Consider the following 15,677-nt stretch of genomic DNA (forward strand, 5'->3'; position numbering starts at 1 on the left):
CTTTTAGGCAAAACGTAGGCGGTATCTTTATAAATAACAGGGGAAATTAATGACTGTTGGTGTTGATGATTTTAAAAAAGCGATGCAACTATGGGCCAGCGGCGTCACTGTTGTTACGACGCACTCTGAAAAATTCGGCCTTCAAGGCATGACCGTAACCGCATTTTCCAGCGTATCGATTAATCCACCTCAAGTATTGGTTTGTATTAATGAATCAGCTGACACCGGAGTAGGAATTCAAGAAAGCCAATGCTTTGCCGTCAATGTATTAACCGCATCTCAACAAGACGTTTCCAATCAATTTGCCGGCGGCAGCAGTCAAGAGCAGCGATTTGAAAATACACCATGGACGCCCGGCATTATCGGAGCTCCTATTCTGGATAGCAGCCTGACATCTCTGGAATGCATAGTCATTGAAAAAATCCACGCAGGTACGCACTGGATTATAATCGGCGAAGTACAAAACTGCGTATGCCGCTCAGGCGAACCGCTTTTGTATTATCGAGGCGCTTACCAACAACTTTTGATTCAGCCATAAACCAGGAATAACCATCTCTTAGTTGACATGCCGCGCCACCGCATTCACCTAATTTTTATAATAAATTTATCCCATTTGAAATTTTTATTACGATTGCAATGGAATTATCTTTGGACCTAGTTAAAATATTTTGCTCTGCTTATCTTTTTAGTGCTATCATCTGCCGCAGTTAAAGTTTGAGCCGGCTTTATTATAGAGCTGGGATTTGTAACGCCGACAAAAATTGGCGAATTTTTTAAGTAAGAGTGTGATATGTCAGAGCAAGTTGTAGGTACCGTTAAGTGGTTCAATGATGAAAAAGGTTTTGGATTTATTGAACAAGAAGGTGGCAAAGATGTTTTTGTTCACCATAGCGCAATTAACGGCACCGGTCGCAAGACCTTAAGGGAAGGCCAGAAAGTTACTATGGAAGTAACTCAAGGCCAAAAAGGTCCACAAGCCGAAAATGTAACCCCAGCGTAACAAACTCAATATACTTGACTCAAGACTCGCATCAGTCTTGAGTCAAGCTCATATTAAGCAGTTTTGAACTTATGGGCATAAAACCCATCAAGTAGAAGCTGGCTTAATGTCAAACAGTTATCGCGTTTTTTCCTATCTTTTAGCGCATCTGCAAAGATACTTCATTAACATTACGCCCCCTAAAACGAGTGCCCCGGAAAAAATACCCGTCAGCGCATTGAATAGCGAAAAAGCCAGAGTTTCAATCACGCCGCCAATACTAGGCACGATGTTGGCGCTTTGAGCCAGATGATCAGTGAAGCGGTGTGCGGCCGGAATGCCGTGGACTAGAATTCCACCACCGACCATAAACATTGCCGCAGTGCCGATAATTGTCAGCAATCTCATCAGGTACGGCGCACCAAACAAACATGCACGACCAATTTTATGCAGGATTCCCCCCCATAGTCTAAGGCCCTGCCTTTGACATAAATAGAATCCAGCATCGTCCAGCTTCACAATGAGGGCCACCAGACCATACACACCGATGGTCATAATCACCGCAATACCGGAAACTACCGCTACTTTGGTCGTAAAAGCCGCAGTTGCCACAGTACCCAACGTGATGACAATAATTTCTGCTGATAGAACAAAATCGGTGCGAACCGCTCCTTTAATTTTGTCCTGCTCAAACGCCACCAGATCGATCTCCGGATTAGCGACTGCCGCAGTCAGCTCGGCATGTTGAGCTTCATCCTCAGCGTGAGCATTCAACAACGGGTGCACCAATTTTTCAAACCCTTCAAAACACAGATAAGCGCCTCCCAACATCAGCAACGGCATGATTAGACCCGGCGCAATCCAACTTATTATTAGAGCCGTAGGCACTAAAATCAGTTTATTTTTCAATGAACCTTTCGCGACCGCCCATACTACCGGTAGCTCGCGATCCGCCCTGATACCGGATACCTGCTCGGCATTCAGCGCCAAGTCATCACCCAAAACACCAGCCGTTTTCTTTGCTGCAACCTTGGTCATCAGGGCTACGTCATCCAGGACCGCAGCTATATCATCAAGTAAAACTAAAAGACTGGTACCGGCCATCTTGAATTATTTTCAAATAGAAGTGAATGCATGGCTTTTTATAATTTGCCTATCCCGATTTGTAATATGTAAGTATTTTTAAGGCCCACTAAATTTATTTAAATAGTAATTTTCTCCCCTACCCGAGGAATATTCGCACTCCACCCTGTGCGTTTAAAACAGGTCTGCAATGATAACATAGCCGCTTTCTCGCCATGAATCAGATAAAGTCTCGGCTTGGGTTCATCAAAATGCCCCGCCCACTGTAACAACTGGCTTTGATCGGCATGAGCGCTTAACGCACCGAGTGTATGCACCTTAGCCGCTACGTTAACATCAGCACCCAGGATTTTTAAATGTGATTTCTTACCGTCGACAATAACCCGACCCAAAGTACCTTCGGCTTGAAAGCCCGCGATAATGATATGCGCATTGTGCCGCCATAAATTGTATTTAAGATGATGACGAATGCGGCCGCCGGTACACATGCCGCTGCCGGCAATAATAATCACGCCGCCGGCGATACGGTTAACGGCCATCGACTCTTCCGCCGTCTCTGAATAGATCAACTCAGGAAGCCAGGCTTGCCAACCATCGGGAGCAATTTTAGTGAATTCGGGATCGTCGATATTGAATAAATGAGCATTATCAGCGTAGATATTACTGGCTCTAATCGCCATCGGACTATCCAGATAAACCTGTTTCTGAGGCAGTCCGCCCTGACGCTGAATTTTACCTAGCCAGTAAATCAGGTCCTGGGTTCTGCCCACCGCAAAAGCGGGAATAATCACATTGCCGCCACTCTCTGAGGCTTCCGCCAATGCTGCGCGTAATTCCTCCAGCGTGTTTTCCAGCGGCTTGTGATCACGGTCGCCGTAAGTGGATTCAAGCAACAAGACATCGGCTTCGGTAAAAACAGTCGGGTCGCGCATTAACGGCGAATTCAAATTGCCCAAATCACCGGAAAAAACCAGTGTTTTGGTTTTGTCTTTCTCGTTAATGCGCAAACGCACGATGGATGAACCGAGTATATGGCCGGCCTCATGAAAAGAGACACTAAGACCGGGAAGTATTTTGCTTTCCGTGCCGTAGGCTATCGGCTGACGCAATTCCAGTAACGCGTTAACATCCGCTTCGGTATACAGAGGCTCAAGCAGCGGCTTACCGGCCCGCTCCCGGCGTTTATTTTCCCACTCGGTATCCCGTAATTGCAAATGGGCGGCATCCATCAACATCAATTCCAGTAGTGGAAAACTGGCTTCGGTCAAAAATACCGGCCCGTTGAATCCTCCTTTAACCAGCATCGGCAAACGTCCGCAGTGGTCGAGATGGGCGTGAGACAAGACCACGGCGTCAATACTGGCGGGATTAAACGGAAAATCGGCTTCATTTTGTTTTTCCGTTTCCTTGCTCCCCTGAAACAATCCGCAATCAAGCAGTATTCGACTGGAATCGGTTTCAAGTAAGTAACAGGAACCGGTAACTTGGCCCGTTGCGCCTAAAAAAGTAAGATTTGCCATTGCGTCGCCTAGTAGTTGATTGAAACTTAATAATGCTGTCGCCGCACGAATGGCTACCTCAAATTCCCACGACAATGCAGTTGATGTTAGAATCGTGCCGTCATCGAGCCATACAGCAAAAAGACTGATTATTATAAAAAGATTTATCGTAACCCAACTGCAATACTTAATATTACAAAATTTTTCAGCGAAGACATCAATTGAAAAAGACCATAGAATATTTTATTTCTCGATCTCTCATCTTTCTGTTCCTGATTTTCCCCATGCAGGCCCTACTTGCCGAAGAAACCATCAATCAGGAACACGGTATAGCCCGGGAAATTTCCGCGATTATTGCAGCCAAACAGCATCCTTACCTGATGCTGTCCAATTTTCCAAATCGTACCGAAGACCTTGAGTCCATCTACACGATGTCAAACCACCAACTGCTGTGGCTGGGCAACGCGAATGCCGAAAAAAACATTACCGATGTGCTCAATCTGTTGGCGAACGCAACTAGCCATGGTTTAAATCCAAAAAATTATGATGCCGATCCGCTACGGCAGAAACTGCTATCCATATTGAAACTTAAGCCTGATTCGTACAAAGAGTTAGCATTATATGACACGGCGATAAGTATATCGTTATTACGGTTCCTGCATGATTTACATTATGGCCGCGTAAATCCGCAAGGCATTAATTTTAACTTGAAGCTAAGAGAAAAAAAGCTGATCGACCTACCCTTGCTGATTAAAAACAGCTTGGCGCAAAATACGCTGATTCAATTACCGCTATCGGTCGAACCGACTTTAAAGCAATATCAAAAGCTAAAACAGGCATTGGCTAATTACCGTCAACTTGCCGCAACCGCGCAGCCTTTTCAGCTGGTTATAGAAAAAACCTTGCATCCCGGCGACACCCATCCGCAAATTGCCGAATTACAACGATTTTTAACTATTATCGGTGATTTGCCCAAAGATAAATCTGCCATCAGTACGGAAAACCCATTGCTATACACCGAGGCTATCGCTGCCGGAGTTAAGAATTTCCAAAAAAGACATGGGCTCACTGCCGATGGTCATATCGGAAAGAGCTCTGTGTCCACGCTTAACGTGCCTTTAAGCCAACGCGTAACACAAGTCGAGTTAGCTATGGAAAGACTGCGTTGGCTGCCTGAGTTCAATGGCGGAGCATCCATTATTGTCAACATCCCGGCCTTCCAGTTATGGGCGTTCGATGACATTGATCAAGCCGATGCCAATATAATTAATATGAGAGTCGTTGTCGGTAAAGCGCTGAAATACCAAACACCGGTATTGATGGCGGAAATGCATTTTATCGATTTCATGCCTTACTGGAATGTCCCTTACAGCATCATAAAAAACGAAATATTACCCAAACTAACTCGAAACAGTTATTACCTTGATAAAGAAAACATGGAAGTCGTTTCTGTATTTCGCGACTCGGAAAGCCCTATGGCGCTTAACGAGGAAACAATGAATCTGCTTAAACAGGGAAAGTTAAGAATCAGGCAGCGCCCCGGGGATAAAAACGCCTTGGGTAAAGTCAAGTTCATTTTCCCCAATAAAGACGATGTGTATTTGCACGATACGCCGGCAAATGCGTTGTTTAGCCAGTCAAGAAGGGATTTCAGTCATGGCTGCGTGAGAGTTGCCGCCCCTCAAAAACTGGCTGAATTTGCGCTTAAAAACCAGGATAATTGGAATGCAGAAACGATACAACAGGCCATGAACACGGCCAAAACGCAACGTGTGATCTTGAAAAAGCCAATACCGGTGTTGTTTTTTTATACCACGGCTTTTTTTGACCAGAATGATAATTTAGAATTTTACCCTGATATTTACGGTCATGACGCGGCATTGATGGAGGCTCTTAGCAAACCGGACGACCTACCCGACCAATTGCTTTTTATCGGCACTAATACTGCGCCGGGAGCGCTAATTAAATAAAAGCGGCAATCCGGCACATCATATTAAATAACTTTCGAATAGAAATCTAGCTACCCCAGGTTCTCACACTACCTGTATCCAGATGCACAAAGTCGGATTTTTCGTAATAGCCGACGCCGCCGCGACGCATGGCAAGCGCTGCATTTCTGATTCGTCTGGTATCCAAGCCCTCAATGCGTATATCAATCGCCCTGCCCTGCATATGCAGGCTGTTTTTGGCGACGCCATCGCTGTGTTTGCGCAAATCGGCATTGGTAGCCGGCGACCTATAACCGGAGACGATATGAAAAGGCTTCCTGACCTCAAGAGTATGTTTCAGATCATACAACTGATCCAGCAATGCCGGGTCAATAGGGTGGACACTACCGTCATGGTAGTCACGAAACAAATGATTAATTTCGTGAAGAGCATCTTTGATGTAACGGCCCTGCTCAAAATAAGTCAGCTTCAGCTGGTCACCTGTATGGGTGTTATGGAAAGCAAGCACCTTATGCGAGGGCGAGTTCCGATCAAATAGGTTATTGACATCCGCCTGATGCGAAGACATATGTGAAGACAAATGCCGATGCAGCGTGTCATGAATGCGCGTCTTATGGGAAGTCGAATGCGAATTAAGCATTGCGTGCGAGGCTATGTGTTTAACTTTAGCGTTTGCGGTCCCGATTCCCCCTGCCATCAGCAAGGAGCCATAAGCCATGTTTTTTAGGAACTTGCGTCTTGATGAAATAATGTCGCTTTCAGTCATAGTCGTGGTACTCGTGTCCATGCTTTATTACGTATAATTACAGAGATTTCATTTTGGTCATTTAACCTTAAATTAATCTTAAGTATTCCATGCATAAAGACATATAAAGCCTTAAATATAGATAATTATTTAAAATTTGCGACATTGAAATCCCCATCGGCTTTATCTATCCATTGAAACCTTGAATGCGATTTTGTCACGGACGCAGCTGCCCCCTCAAAAGCCGGTTAATCGAGTGATGAAGCAGCGTAAATATTTCATTCTCCACAAAGATCGCCATAAAACTTCGTGACCTACGTGGTGAATTTAAATATGTAATAAAGATATACTTACAACCTTGAACACTGCATCTCTAATGGACGACACTCATGCGCAAAAAAGCCATTAAACCCTCCGCTTATCTGACCGAAGTCAAAACGCTATCGGACCGGATCGTCAAGGCTCAACAACCGATCCGCATACTCGACGCGATCAAATGGGATGATCATATCAAACAGGCTTTTTTTGACAGCGATTGCAAACAATCGCCGATAGTCACCCCCGATTATTATCAAAAACGTCCCTTGGGCTTTGACCCGAACGAAAAGAAACAGGAGTTTTACCAAATCGAGCGTGATTTGATGCGCAAGCTTGGCCAGCTCAACCCGCTCAGCGTGATCATGCGCCGCATTTGCAAGGAATACCTGGACGTGGTGCGTATGCTGGAGACCAGAGGGAAACCGACCTTCGCCAATATTTCCCAGGAATTATACGGCTCATCCCAGGACGTTTTTCATGTCGGCGACCCAACCATTGCCGATCTCGGCAGCATGATGGAAGAAACCCTGTCGCAACTGCTGAAACTGGATTTCCTGGTCGAGGAGCCCAAAACCATCAACGCCAAGGATGCTGTCGCCATCCTTAACGAAAAAATAGAAGCCGTGTTTCCGGGCGACGGCCTGCGCGCGATGCTTAGCGACGGTATCGTCGCCGATGCCGCCGCCGGCACCGATTACATTAAATTGCGCGCCGATGCATGGTTCAACATGCGCGACCTGCGCGTACTTGAAGTTCACGAAATATGGGTGCATTTGGGGACTACCCTGAACGGTCTGGCTCAACCCTATTGCACATTCCTCGGCAAAGGGCCGCCGTCCGCGACCATCACCCAGGAAGGGTTGGCTGTACTAATGGAGATATTAACCTTCAGTTCCACACCGAACCGGCTGATGCGCCTGATCAACCGAGTGCGCGCCATCACTCTGGCCGAAGAAGGCGCTGACTTTATGGATATATTCGATTTCTTTAGGGATAAAGGCTTGGACAAGGAAGAAAGTTATACGCTCAGCAGCCGGGTATTCAGGGGCAGCAGCTCTGACGGCATGCCGTTCACCAAAGACCTGACCTACATCAAAGGCTTTGTACTGACTTATAATTTCATGCGCCTGGCGGTCAGCAAGGGCAAACCTGATCGCATCCCGTTGCTGTTTTGCGGTAAAACCATGATAGAAGACATGAAGGTGCTGGTGGACCTGGTTGAAGAAGGCACCGTGATAGCGCCACGCTTTTTGCCGCCGCAGTTTAAAGACCTGATGGGCCTTTCGTCCTGGATGAGTTTCAGCCGTTTCATGTCGACCATGAATTTCCGGCAACTGGAACAAGACTATGCCAATGTTTTATGATTTGTGCATATAATTGCGCTTTGGCTGCGGCAGAGCCTCTCTTTACTGATCACGACAAAAATAATAATGACAAGGTAATCCTATGAAAGCACCAAGACTACTAGCCCTATTTTTTATAGTTTCCTGCTTTAGCGTCAGCGCAAGTCATGCAGCAGAGCATCATAGCGGACACGGCGCAAGCAACAGCGGTGGCGGCGGCGGGGAGAATGCCTGCTCAAAACCGCAACTTACCAAGTTTCTGCCTGCAAATTTAGCAACCGTTGCGCCGGGGTCCGCGTTCTCTTTTTACGCTTTTAATGTGGAAAAACCCGAGCAAATCAAAGTCACCGTAAAAACAATCCCCGTTGAAGTGACAACGGAAGATAAAGAATCGTTTATTGTAGTAAAAGGGCATTTACCCGCCGAATTAGTTAACACAACGGCAAGAATCAACATCAAGGTTAACGCCAAGGTTTCAAGATGTAATGGCGAAGACGGCTGGCTGGTAAAAATTGCCGAGTAATAGCGGTTCTTTTTCATCTGCATCGGCAGATGGAAGTATCTGTCTGCCGACACGATCAACGAATGTTAATTTTTAAGAGCGTTTCATGTCTGAAAACCAGTCCATTAAACACTGCGTAGCTTTTTGTCTGGCGCAAAGCTTTGATATTAGCGCATTGGCAAAATTGCTTTCAGATTCATCGCTGATAAGAATTATTAAAGGCGCTTTACTGATTGAGGATGATCAATCCTGGTCGGTGGTCTTTGCTTACGGCGCTGTTGTGCACTGGAATGTCAGTTCGGAACAGCAGACCAAGTTGCATCAGTTATTGTTGGATCATGCAGCTTATCCGCTGATTTCACCGGAGGAAGACAACTTCAGTTTCGCTCTCGATTGCCCCAACACCCGCATTGTTGAAGACCATATTGAAATCGAATCTTCGGATCCCATTCTGATATTTGCATTATCCCAAGGCATGGCCCAATCGATTAAGCTGGCCGCTTTTGAAACCAATGCCATTACAACCATCAACAACACCAGCTACATTCCCAAATCATTAGCTGAAAACGGAAGAATCAAATTAAGCCGTCATAAAATAGCGAAAATCCGCGGACAGCTGTTTTTAACCAAAAGCGACATCATTTTGAATTACGACCTGCTCGATACGCCTGATTTCTTTTGGGAATACCCGGAATATGAGGCTTTTTACGGCGTCACCGCCAAGTACCTGGAAATAGCCCAGCGGACCGAGGTTTTGTCAAAAAAGCTGGAGACTATCCACGAGTTATTTGAAATGCTGGCGGACGAGCAAAAACACCGGCATTCAACGATATTGGAGTGGATTATTATCTGGCTGATTGCTTTCGAAATAGGCATGACGATATTCGACAAAGTACTCTAAACAATTAAATCCATCATGCTCAGCTACCGACATTCCTTTCACGCGGGCAATTTTGCCGACGTACTAAAACATATCGTCCTGATACAATCTCTTGGATACTTAACAAAGAAAGACAAGCCCTTTTGCTGCATCGATACCCATGCAGGCCCCGGAAAATACGAGCTGGACGGCGACTACGCATTAAAAAACCGGGAGTTTGACACCGGCATCGGCAAGCTATGGCAACGCAATGACTTGCCGGAATGCGTTGCCCACTATGTCAGCCTGATCAAACGCTTTAACGGCCCCGGCAAATTAACCCGCTATCCCGGCTCTCCGTTAATTACCAAACAGTTGCTGCGCGACAAAGACCGGCTGTGTTTATTTGAACTGCACAACACCGAAATAAAGCTATTAACCGCCGAAGCCGACAAAGATAAGCGCATCAGCGTATTTCATGGCGATGGTTTAAAAAGCTGTTTAAAGTTGTTGCCGCCATTCGAACGCCGGGGACTGATACTGATTGACCCTTCCTATGAAATAAAAAGCGATTACCAAGAAGTTGTTGAAGCACTGGCCGTCATGCATAAGCGTTTTGCTACAGGCACTTATGCGCTCTGGTATCCGGTCATTGAGCGTAGCCGCAATAAGAAACTGGAGCGCGCAATTCAAGCCAGCGGCATCAACAATGTGCAGTTATTCGAACTGGGCATACGCGCTGACAGCGACGAACACGGCATGACCGCCAGCGGCATGATCGTCGTCAATCCGCCGTGGACTTTGGCAGCTGAAATGCAACAGGTTTTGCCGTGGCTGGCCGATGTTCTGGGCAATGACGGCGAAGGTTTTCACCGGATACAGACGCTGGTTGCCGAATAGCCCAGCAGCGCCCATTCAAGGTATAATTGCCTGAAAAAATAGAACACGGACAACAGTGATAAGACGGATTTAAACGGATTTTTTCCTTTTTTTATCAGTGCCAATCAGCCAAATCCGCATCTATTATTAATAGTCCGTATCGGCCAAGTAACACGTATAATTGACATAAACCCACTTCAATAACAAAAACCAATGTCCACAAACGATAACCAACCTACGTCAAACTTTATCCGCCAGATCATCGCCAATGATCTGAAAGACAACAAAAACAACGGCAAAGTCATCACCCGCTTCCCCCCCGAGCCTAACGGCTACCTGCATATCGGTCATGCAAAATCGATCTGCCTGAATTTCGGCATCGCCGCCGAAAACAACGGCCGCTGCAATCTGCGTTTTGACGACACCAATCCCGAAAAAGAAAGCGACGAATACGTGGAATCGATCAAACGCGACGTACACTGGTTGGGCTTTGAATGGTCGGAATTACATCACGCGTCGGATTATTTCGAGCAGCTCTACGACTATGCCGTGCAACTGATCGAACAAGGACTGGCCTATGTCGACAGCCTATCCGCCGAACAAATCCGGGCCTATCGCGGCACCTTGACCGAACCCGGCAAGGAAAGCCCCGACCGTAGCCGTCCGATAGCGGAAAACCTCGATTTATTCAAACGCATGCGCGCCGGTGAATTTGCTGACGGCCAGTACGTGCTGCGCGCAAAAATCGACATGGCTTCGCCCAACATCAACATGCGCGACCCGGCGTTGTACCGGATTCGCCGCGTGCATCACCAACGCACCGGCGACGACTGGTGCATCTATCCGATGTACGATTACACCCACTGCATTTCCGACGCGCTGGAAGGCATCACCCATTCGCTGTGTACGCTGGAGTTTGAAGACCACCGCCCGCTTTACGACTGGGTGCTGGATCAGGTTAAGACACCGACCCATCCGCAGCAGATTGAATTTGCCCGCTTGCAGCTCGAGTACACCATCGTCAGTAAACGCAAACTCAACCAGTTGGTCACCGAAAAACACGTAAACGGTTGGGACGACCCACGCATGCCGACTATCGCCGGTTTGCGCCGCGCAGGTTTTACGCCTAAATCGATACGCGATTTTTGCGAGCGCATCGGCCTGACCAAGCAAAACTCCTGGATCGAAATGGGCGTGCTGGAATACTGCATCCGCGAAGATTTAAACGAGAATGCGCTCAGAGCCATGGCGGTTCTACAGCCGCTGCGCGTGGTCATCGACAATTATCCTGAAGGCCAAACAGAGCAACTGGAAGTCAGCAACCACCCGCAAAAACCCGAGCTGGGCAAACGCATCGTGCCTTTCTCCAAGGTCATTTTGATCGAACGGGATGATTTTGCCGAAAATCCGCCTCCAAAATTCAAGCGTTTGGTGGAAGGCGGCGAGGTCCGTTTGCGCGGCTCTTACGTTATCCGGTGCAACGAAATCATCAAGGATGCCGGCGGCAACATCACCGAACTGCGTTGCAGCTACGACCCCGACACCTTGGGCAAAAACCCCGAAGGCCGAAAAGTCAAAGGCGTGATCCACTGGGTTTCCGAGCAGCATTCGCAACCGGCGGAACTGCGCCTGTATAACCGCTTATTCAGTGTGCCTAACCCTGACAATGAAGAAAATTTCCTGGACGTCATAAACCCGGATTCGCTGGAAGTCCTTACCAATTGCCGGGTCGAGGCCAGCTTGGCCCATGCTCAAGCGGAAAACCGTTACCAGTTTGAACGTACCGGCTATTTTTGCCTTGACGCGATAGACAGCGTGAATGGCAAACTGGTGTTTAACCGCACCGTGACCCTGCGGGATAGCTGGGAAAAAGACTAACCCAATATCACTCTGAATTTATCAACCACGGAATCACTATGAACCAACAAGACAGCATCAAACTTGTAGAACAATACTACGCCGCATTCAACGGCGGCGACATGGATACTTTCCTTAACCTGCTGACCGACGACGTCATCCACGACATCAACCAAGGCAGACGCGAAATTGGCAAAGACGCCTTCACCCAATTCATGGCCTGCATGAACAACAATTACAAAGAACAGCTGGTCGACATGGTCATCATGGCGACAGAAGACGGCAAACGCGCGGCTGCGGAATTTGTGGTGCTGGGCGAATATATTAAAACCGACGAAGGCCTACCTGCCGCACAAGGGCAAAAATACCGCCTGCCGGCAGGCGCTTTTTTTGAAATCCGCGACAACAAAGTGGCCCGCATTACCAACTATTACAACCTGCAAGACTGGATTGCGCAAGTCAGCGAAAGTTAATCTGCACCATCTTTAAATAAAAAAACTGAGGCAGGAGTGACCAATATGCACTCCTGCCTCGGTCAACGCCCCTCTAGTTAGGACACTTCGAACCATCAAAGTAAACAATATGTCGCCCAGTCACCAGCGGTATTGTTATGCATATCGATGGTATAGCACGATGCGGTGGCTGATTTGCTCTCAATGTAGTTCCAGCACAGATCAAGCTCTGATAAGCCGTATGAAGCCACGGTATTAACGAATTTTCCGCTCCTCTTCTGCCCTCTGTCCGATGCCGTTTCCCCCCGTGCTTCACATATGGCGGTCTACCGGATACCTCAGTGTCCGATGCTATTGACTACACAAACAAGAAAAAACTTACAAAAAAACAGTCGATGCTTTCCCCAAAATCATCATCCACCGATATTTTTTTAGGATGCCTTTCCGTAGACTTGCATGCCATGCGTCGGAAGCATATTGCAATCGAAGCGAATGCCGTATTGTTCTGGATTATTGTGAAGATGCTACTTGAGCGCAAGACTGTCCGCGCCGGCAGAATCCGTTCAAGCACCCGACTTCGCCAGTTTGTCATAATCTCCCGGCCTGCATAGTTTTATCATCATGAGGTGGTAAAAACATATCTGTGCTCATATTGAGCGCCTTTCTCCAATACATTTTTGATAAACCAACGAAGGAAGTATCTTATGAAGAAGAATCGCTTGTTGAATATTATTATCCTAATAATGATGATGACTATCGCCGGACAGGCAAGTGCGGATGTGGTTTATGCTTCATACACCGGTTCGCAACAAGGTGTAACCGTTCGCGATCTGAAGTTGAACCAACTTTCGTTCTTTAACACGGGGTTCAATGCCAGCGGTATCGCTCCGGGGCCTAACAATGATGTGTACTTGGCTTCTGGAAACCATCTGTACAACTATAGCGCCAATGGTGCTTTGATAACCGACATGACTTTCCCCGACGGCGGCATCAACTACACAAGCGTAGCCGTTAGCGGAGACAAGGTGTATGCATCGTATACCGGTTCACAACAGGGTGTAACCGTCCGCGATCTGAAGTTGAATCAACTTTCATTCTTTAACACGGGCTTTAATGCCAGCGGTATCGCTGCCGGACCTAACAATGATGTGTATTTGGCTTCCGGAAACCACCTGTATAACTACAAAGTCGACGGCACCCTCATAACCAATATGACCTTTCCGATCGCCACCATCAACTATACCGACGTAGCCGTTAGCGGCGGCAAAGTGTATGCTTCGTACACGGGTTCGCAACAGGGCGTAACCGTCAGAGACTTGAAGCTGAACCAGCTTTCGTTTTTTAATACGGGCTTCAATGCCAGCGGCATCTCGGCCGGGCCGAACAATAACGTGTACTTGGCTTCAGGAAACCACTTGTACGATTACAACGTCAACGGTACCCTCATAACCAATATGACGTTTCCTATCTCAACCATCAATTACACAGACGTAACCTTTAAATAATGCCGGCATTAAAGATGAGACGCAGAGCATAAGGCAGATTGACCGTTAACCAATCTGCCGCAAACGGAGCGACAGACCTCAGCCTCTGCCGGATCTTTCCAGACAGAGGCTTTTTTTATTGCTGATGTCCTGTGCTGATTGTTAACGTGCCGACAACCAGAGCAGTAGTCAATGCATGATCACTTTGGCGCCCTGACCTTGAACGGCCCTATGATACAGGTTTCGGCATCGCCTGCCGGTTCTTCATTGTGCGAATTTATTTCAGTTGCATTTAAGATTTATCGTATATCATAGCGTCTGGAAAGCAGTGGTCTTTCCAATTATTTATTTTCAGGCGTAGTCTGGAAATCACATCAAAACACTTCATAGGTATATGATGAATTTAATCAAAAAAGCAGTAATCACCTTCATTATGGCTATCTCTTTCGGTGCAAGCACCGTTGCTTTGGCTGAAGATGCAAAAGCCGCAGAAGTTATTGCGCATCTTGAAGCAGCGATAGCCGAAATCGGCAAACATGATTTCAATGCCGCTTATACACACGAGAAAGCAGCACGTAACGCTTCTGAAGAAATCGTCGGCAACGAAACTGTTGTAAAGCAAGGCCTTGATAGCATTATCAAAGCGCAAATCATCGGTAAAAGTGCAGATGAAGAAAAAGCCATTGCTGAATTAAACAAAGCATTAGGCTTTTACAAGTCGATCAATCACTAAGATCCGATTTTAATTGGGGCAGGGTTAACTTAAGTTGATCCTGTCTACCATTAAAACTACCGCCCCCTCCTGATTTTTTTGCCCGGCCTAGCCGAGCTCCCCTGTTTTCATGCACAAATCTTACCAGCCGCAATCCTGCTATATATGCCCCCTTTGCGCGGCCTCACTACAGCTTAATCAATCGGCTAAAAGTTATGTTTGCGAAAACAACCATCAGTTCGACCTTGCAAAAGAAGGTTACCTGAACCTTTTGCCGGTGCAGTTCAAGCATTCTGCGGAACCCGGCGATAACAAGCAAATGATACAGGCCCGACGCGAGTTTTTGGAAGCCGGGTATTATGAACCACTGGCCAAAGCGGTATCGATGATGATTGATGCAAATCATCCCAATCATCTGCTGGATTTGGGTTGCGGCGAGGGCTATTACAGCCGGAAGATCGAAACCTATTGTTCAAATCCGATGATGCTGCATGGCGTCGATATTGCCAAGTTTGCAGTCGCCGCAGCCGCGAAAAAACAGCCCAACGCCCGATTCATCGTCGCAAGCGCTAACCGATTGCCTTATGCAGACCGTTATTTCGATTTTGTATTGAGAGTATTTGCCCCGTCAAACGATGATGAACTGAAACGGATACTGAAACCGTCAGGGCTTTTACTAACCGCAACACCGGGTCCCAGGCATCTGTGGCAATTAAAACAATTCATCTATGCCGAAGTGAAGGAACATGCTTTGGAGAATGAACTGCCGCAAGGTTTCGAGCGCATTAATACACAGCGTATCAGTTATAAAATCACCCCGGCTCCCGAACAAAGAATCGCCCTGTTGCAAATGACGCCGTTTGCATGGCGAGCCGACCAACGCGTCCAACAAGCCATTAAAGATGCGGAGGAACTGGAAATAGAGACCGATTTTGTTTTGACGCTGGCCGTAAAATTAAAATCTTAATTCTTAGCGCCCTACCCTTCCGCCATTGCGCCGGATACCGTGAACGTAT

General features: G+C 47.0%; 16 protein-coding genes. 13 read left to right on the forward strand and 3 right to left on the reverse strand.

From position 1 onward, the window contains the following. The first annotated feature begins 49 nt into the window (after window positions 1-49). Both B0F88_RS15465 and B0F88_RS15470 read left to right on the forward strand, forming a co-directional pair. Window positions 50-538, forward strand: a complete 489-nt coding sequence (locus tag B0F88_RS15465; RefSeq protein WP_104424839.1) for a flavin reductase family protein — start codon at window positions 50-52, stop codon at window positions 536-538. Window positions 539-790: 252 nt separating this feature from the next. Beyond that, window positions 791-1,000, forward strand: coding sequence for a cold-shock protein (locus B0F88_RS15470; protein ID WP_104424840.1), 210 nt, complete (start codon window positions 791-793; stop codon window positions 998-1,000). A 132-nt stretch (window positions 1,001-1,132) separates the two neighbouring features. On the opposite strand, the gene B0F88_RS15475 is transcribed toward B0F88_RS15470, so the two are convergent. Then, on the reverse strand, window positions 1,133-2,083 hold the full coding sequence (locus tag B0F88_RS15475; protein ID WP_104424841.1) for a DUF808 domain-containing protein: 951 nt from the start codon (window positions 2,081-2,083) through the stop codon (window positions 1,133-1,135). A 98-nt stretch (window positions 2,084-2,181) separates the two neighbouring features. Further along, window positions 2,182-3,582 (reverse strand): MBL fold metallo-hydrolase RNA specificity domain-containing protein, encoded by a 1,401-nt coding sequence (locus B0F88_RS15480; RefSeq protein ID WP_104424842.1) that lies wholly within the window; start codon window positions 3,580-3,582, stop codon window positions 2,182-2,184. Between the two features lie 263 nt (window positions 3,583-3,845). Here B0F88_RS15480 and B0F88_RS15485 point away from each other — a divergent pair, with 263 nt between their 5' ends. Then, window positions 3,846-5,531: a L,D-transpeptidase family protein gene (locus B0F88_RS15485; protein WP_258076694.1), complete on the forward strand. Its 1,686-nt coding sequence runs from the start codon at window positions 3,846-3,848 to the stop codon at window positions 5,529-5,531. Between the two features lie 46 nt (window positions 5,532-5,577). Here the strand turns inward: B0F88_RS15485 and B0F88_RS15490 are convergent, their stop codons facing one another. Then, window positions 5,578-6,276: a YcbK family protein gene (locus B0F88_RS15490; protein WP_104424843.1), complete on the reverse strand. Its 699-nt coding sequence runs from the start codon at window positions 6,274-6,276 to the stop codon at window positions 5,578-5,580. Window positions 6,277-6,644: 368 nt separating this feature from the next. On the opposite strand from B0F88_RS15490, the gene B0F88_RS15495 reads away from it, so the two are divergent. The 10 genes from B0F88_RS15495 (at window position 6,645) to rlmA (ending at window position 15,628) form a co-directional block, all read left to right on the forward strand. Next, window positions 6,645-7,937 carry a flavohemoglobin expression-modulating QEGLA motif protein gene (locus B0F88_RS15495; RefSeq protein ID WP_104424844.1) on the forward strand — a complete coding sequence of 431 codons (1,293 nt, stop codon included), beginning with the start codon at window positions 6,645-6,647 and terminating at the stop codon, window positions 7,935-7,937. A gap of 82 nt (window positions 7,938-8,019) precedes the next feature. Further along, window positions 8,020-8,439, forward strand: a complete 420-nt coding sequence (locus B0F88_RS15500; protein ID WP_104424845.1) for a hypothetical protein — start codon at window positions 8,020-8,022, stop codon at window positions 8,437-8,439. Between the two features lie 85 nt (window positions 8,440-8,524). Beyond that, window positions 8,525-9,319 carry an RMD1 family protein gene (locus B0F88_RS15505; protein WP_104424846.1) on the forward strand — a complete coding sequence of 265 codons (795 nt, stop codon included), beginning with the start codon at window positions 8,525-8,527 and terminating at the stop codon, window positions 9,317-9,319. A gap of 15 nt (window positions 9,320-9,334) precedes the next feature. Beyond that, entirely contained in the window at window positions 9,335-10,177 is an 843-nt protein-coding gene (locus B0F88_RS15510) for a 23S rRNA (adenine(2030)-N(6))-methyltransferase RlmJ (protein WP_104424847.1), read from the forward strand. A gap of 192 nt (window positions 10,178-10,369) precedes the next feature. Beyond that, window positions 10,370-12,034 carry a glutamine--tRNA ligase/YqeY domain fusion protein gene (locus B0F88_RS15515; protein ID WP_104424848.1) on the forward strand — a complete coding sequence of 555 codons (1,665 nt, stop codon included), beginning with the start codon at window positions 10,370-10,372 and terminating at the stop codon, window positions 12,032-12,034. A gap of 38 nt (window positions 12,035-12,072) precedes the next feature. Continuing rightward, window positions 12,073-12,486 (forward strand): ketosteroid isomerase-related protein, encoded by a 414-nt coding sequence (locus tag B0F88_RS15520; RefSeq protein WP_104424849.1) that lies wholly within the window; start codon window positions 12,073-12,075, stop codon window positions 12,484-12,486. 320 nt (window positions 12,487-12,806) lie between these two features. Further along, entirely contained in the window at window positions 12,807-13,076 is a 270-nt protein-coding gene (locus B0F88_RS19235) for a hypothetical protein (RefSeq protein WP_146083364.1), read from the forward strand. Between the two features lie 93 nt (window positions 13,077-13,169). Further along, a complete protein-coding gene (locus B0F88_RS15525; protein WP_219820888.1) occupies window positions 13,170-13,970 on the forward strand; it encodes a hypothetical protein in 801 nt (266 codons plus the stop codon). Window positions 13,971-14,343: 373 nt separating this feature from the next. After that, entirely contained in the window at window positions 14,344-14,682 is a 339-nt protein-coding gene (locus tag B0F88_RS15530; protein WP_258076695.1) for a hypothetical protein, read from the forward strand. A gap of 109 nt (window positions 14,683-14,791) precedes the next feature. After that, a complete protein-coding gene (rlmA, locus tag B0F88_RS15535) occupies window positions 14,792-15,628 on the forward strand; it encodes a 23S rRNA (guanine(745)-N(1))-methyltransferase (RefSeq protein WP_104424850.1) in 837 nt (278 codons plus the stop codon). Window positions 15,629-15,677: the final 49 nt, after the last annotated feature.

The sequence above is a fragment of the Methylobacter tundripaludum genome (genome assembly GCF_002934365.1).
Taxonomy (GTDB): Bacteria; Pseudomonadota; Gammaproteobacteria; order Methylococcales; family Methylomonadaceae; genus Methylobacter_A; species Methylobacter_A tundripaludum_A.

Excerpts from the sequence above, each read along its gene's own strand:
- B0F88_RS15530 (WP_258076695.1), top strand. The coding sequence starts at position 14,344 with ATGATGAATTTAATCAAAAAAGCAGTAATCACCTTCATTATGGCTATC.
- B0F88_RS15520 (WP_104424849.1), top strand. The coding sequence starts at position 12,073 with ATGAACCAACAAGACAGCATCAAACTTGTAGAACAATACTACGCCGCA.
- B0F88_RS15500 (WP_104424845.1), top strand. The coding sequence starts at position 8,020 with ATGAAAGCACCAAGACTACTAGCCCTATTTTTTATAGTTTCCTGCTTT.
- B0F88_RS15475 (WP_104424841.1), bottom strand. The coding sequence starts at position 2,083 with ATGGCCGGTACCAGTCTTTTAGTTTTACTTGATGATATAGCTGCGGTC.
- B0F88_RS15485 (WP_258076694.1), top strand. The coding sequence starts at position 3,846 with ATGCAGGCCCTACTTGCCGAAGAAACCATCAATCAGGAACACGGTATA.
- B0F88_RS15480 (WP_104424842.1), bottom strand. The coding sequence starts at position 3,582 with ATGGCAAATCTTACTTTTTTAGGCGCAACGGGCCAAGTTACCGGTTCC.
- B0F88_RS15470 (WP_104424840.1), top strand. The coding sequence starts at position 791 with ATGTCAGAGCAAGTTGTAGGTACCGTTAAGTGGTTCAATGATGAAAAA.
- B0F88_RS15490 (WP_104424843.1), bottom strand. The coding sequence starts at position 6,276 with ATGACTGAAAGCGACATTATTTCATCAAGACGCAAGTTCCTAAAAAAC.
- B0F88_RS15495 (WP_104424844.1), top strand. The coding sequence starts at position 6,645 with ATGCGCAAAAAAGCCATTAAACCCTCCGCTTATCTGACCGAAGTCAAA.
- rlmA (WP_104424850.1), top strand. The coding sequence starts at position 14,792 with ATGCACAAATCTTACCAGCCGCAATCCTGCTATATATGCCCCCTTTGC.
- B0F88_RS15465 (WP_104424839.1), top strand. The coding sequence starts at position 50 with ATGACTGTTGGTGTTGATGATTTTAAAAAAGCGATGCAACTATGGGCC.
- B0F88_RS15525 (WP_219820888.1), top strand. The coding sequence starts at position 13,170 with ATGAAGAAGAATCGCTTGTTGAATATTATTATCCTAATAATGATGATG.
- B0F88_RS15515 (WP_104424848.1), top strand. The coding sequence starts at position 10,370 with ATGTCCACAAACGATAACCAACCTACGTCAAACTTTATCCGCCAGATC.
- B0F88_RS15505 (WP_104424846.1), top strand. The coding sequence starts at position 8,525 with ATGTCTGAAAACCAGTCCATTAAACACTGCGTAGCTTTTTGTCTGGCG.
- B0F88_RS15510 (WP_104424847.1), top strand. The coding sequence starts at position 9,335 with ATGCTCAGCTACCGACATTCCTTTCACGCGGGCAATTTTGCCGACGTA.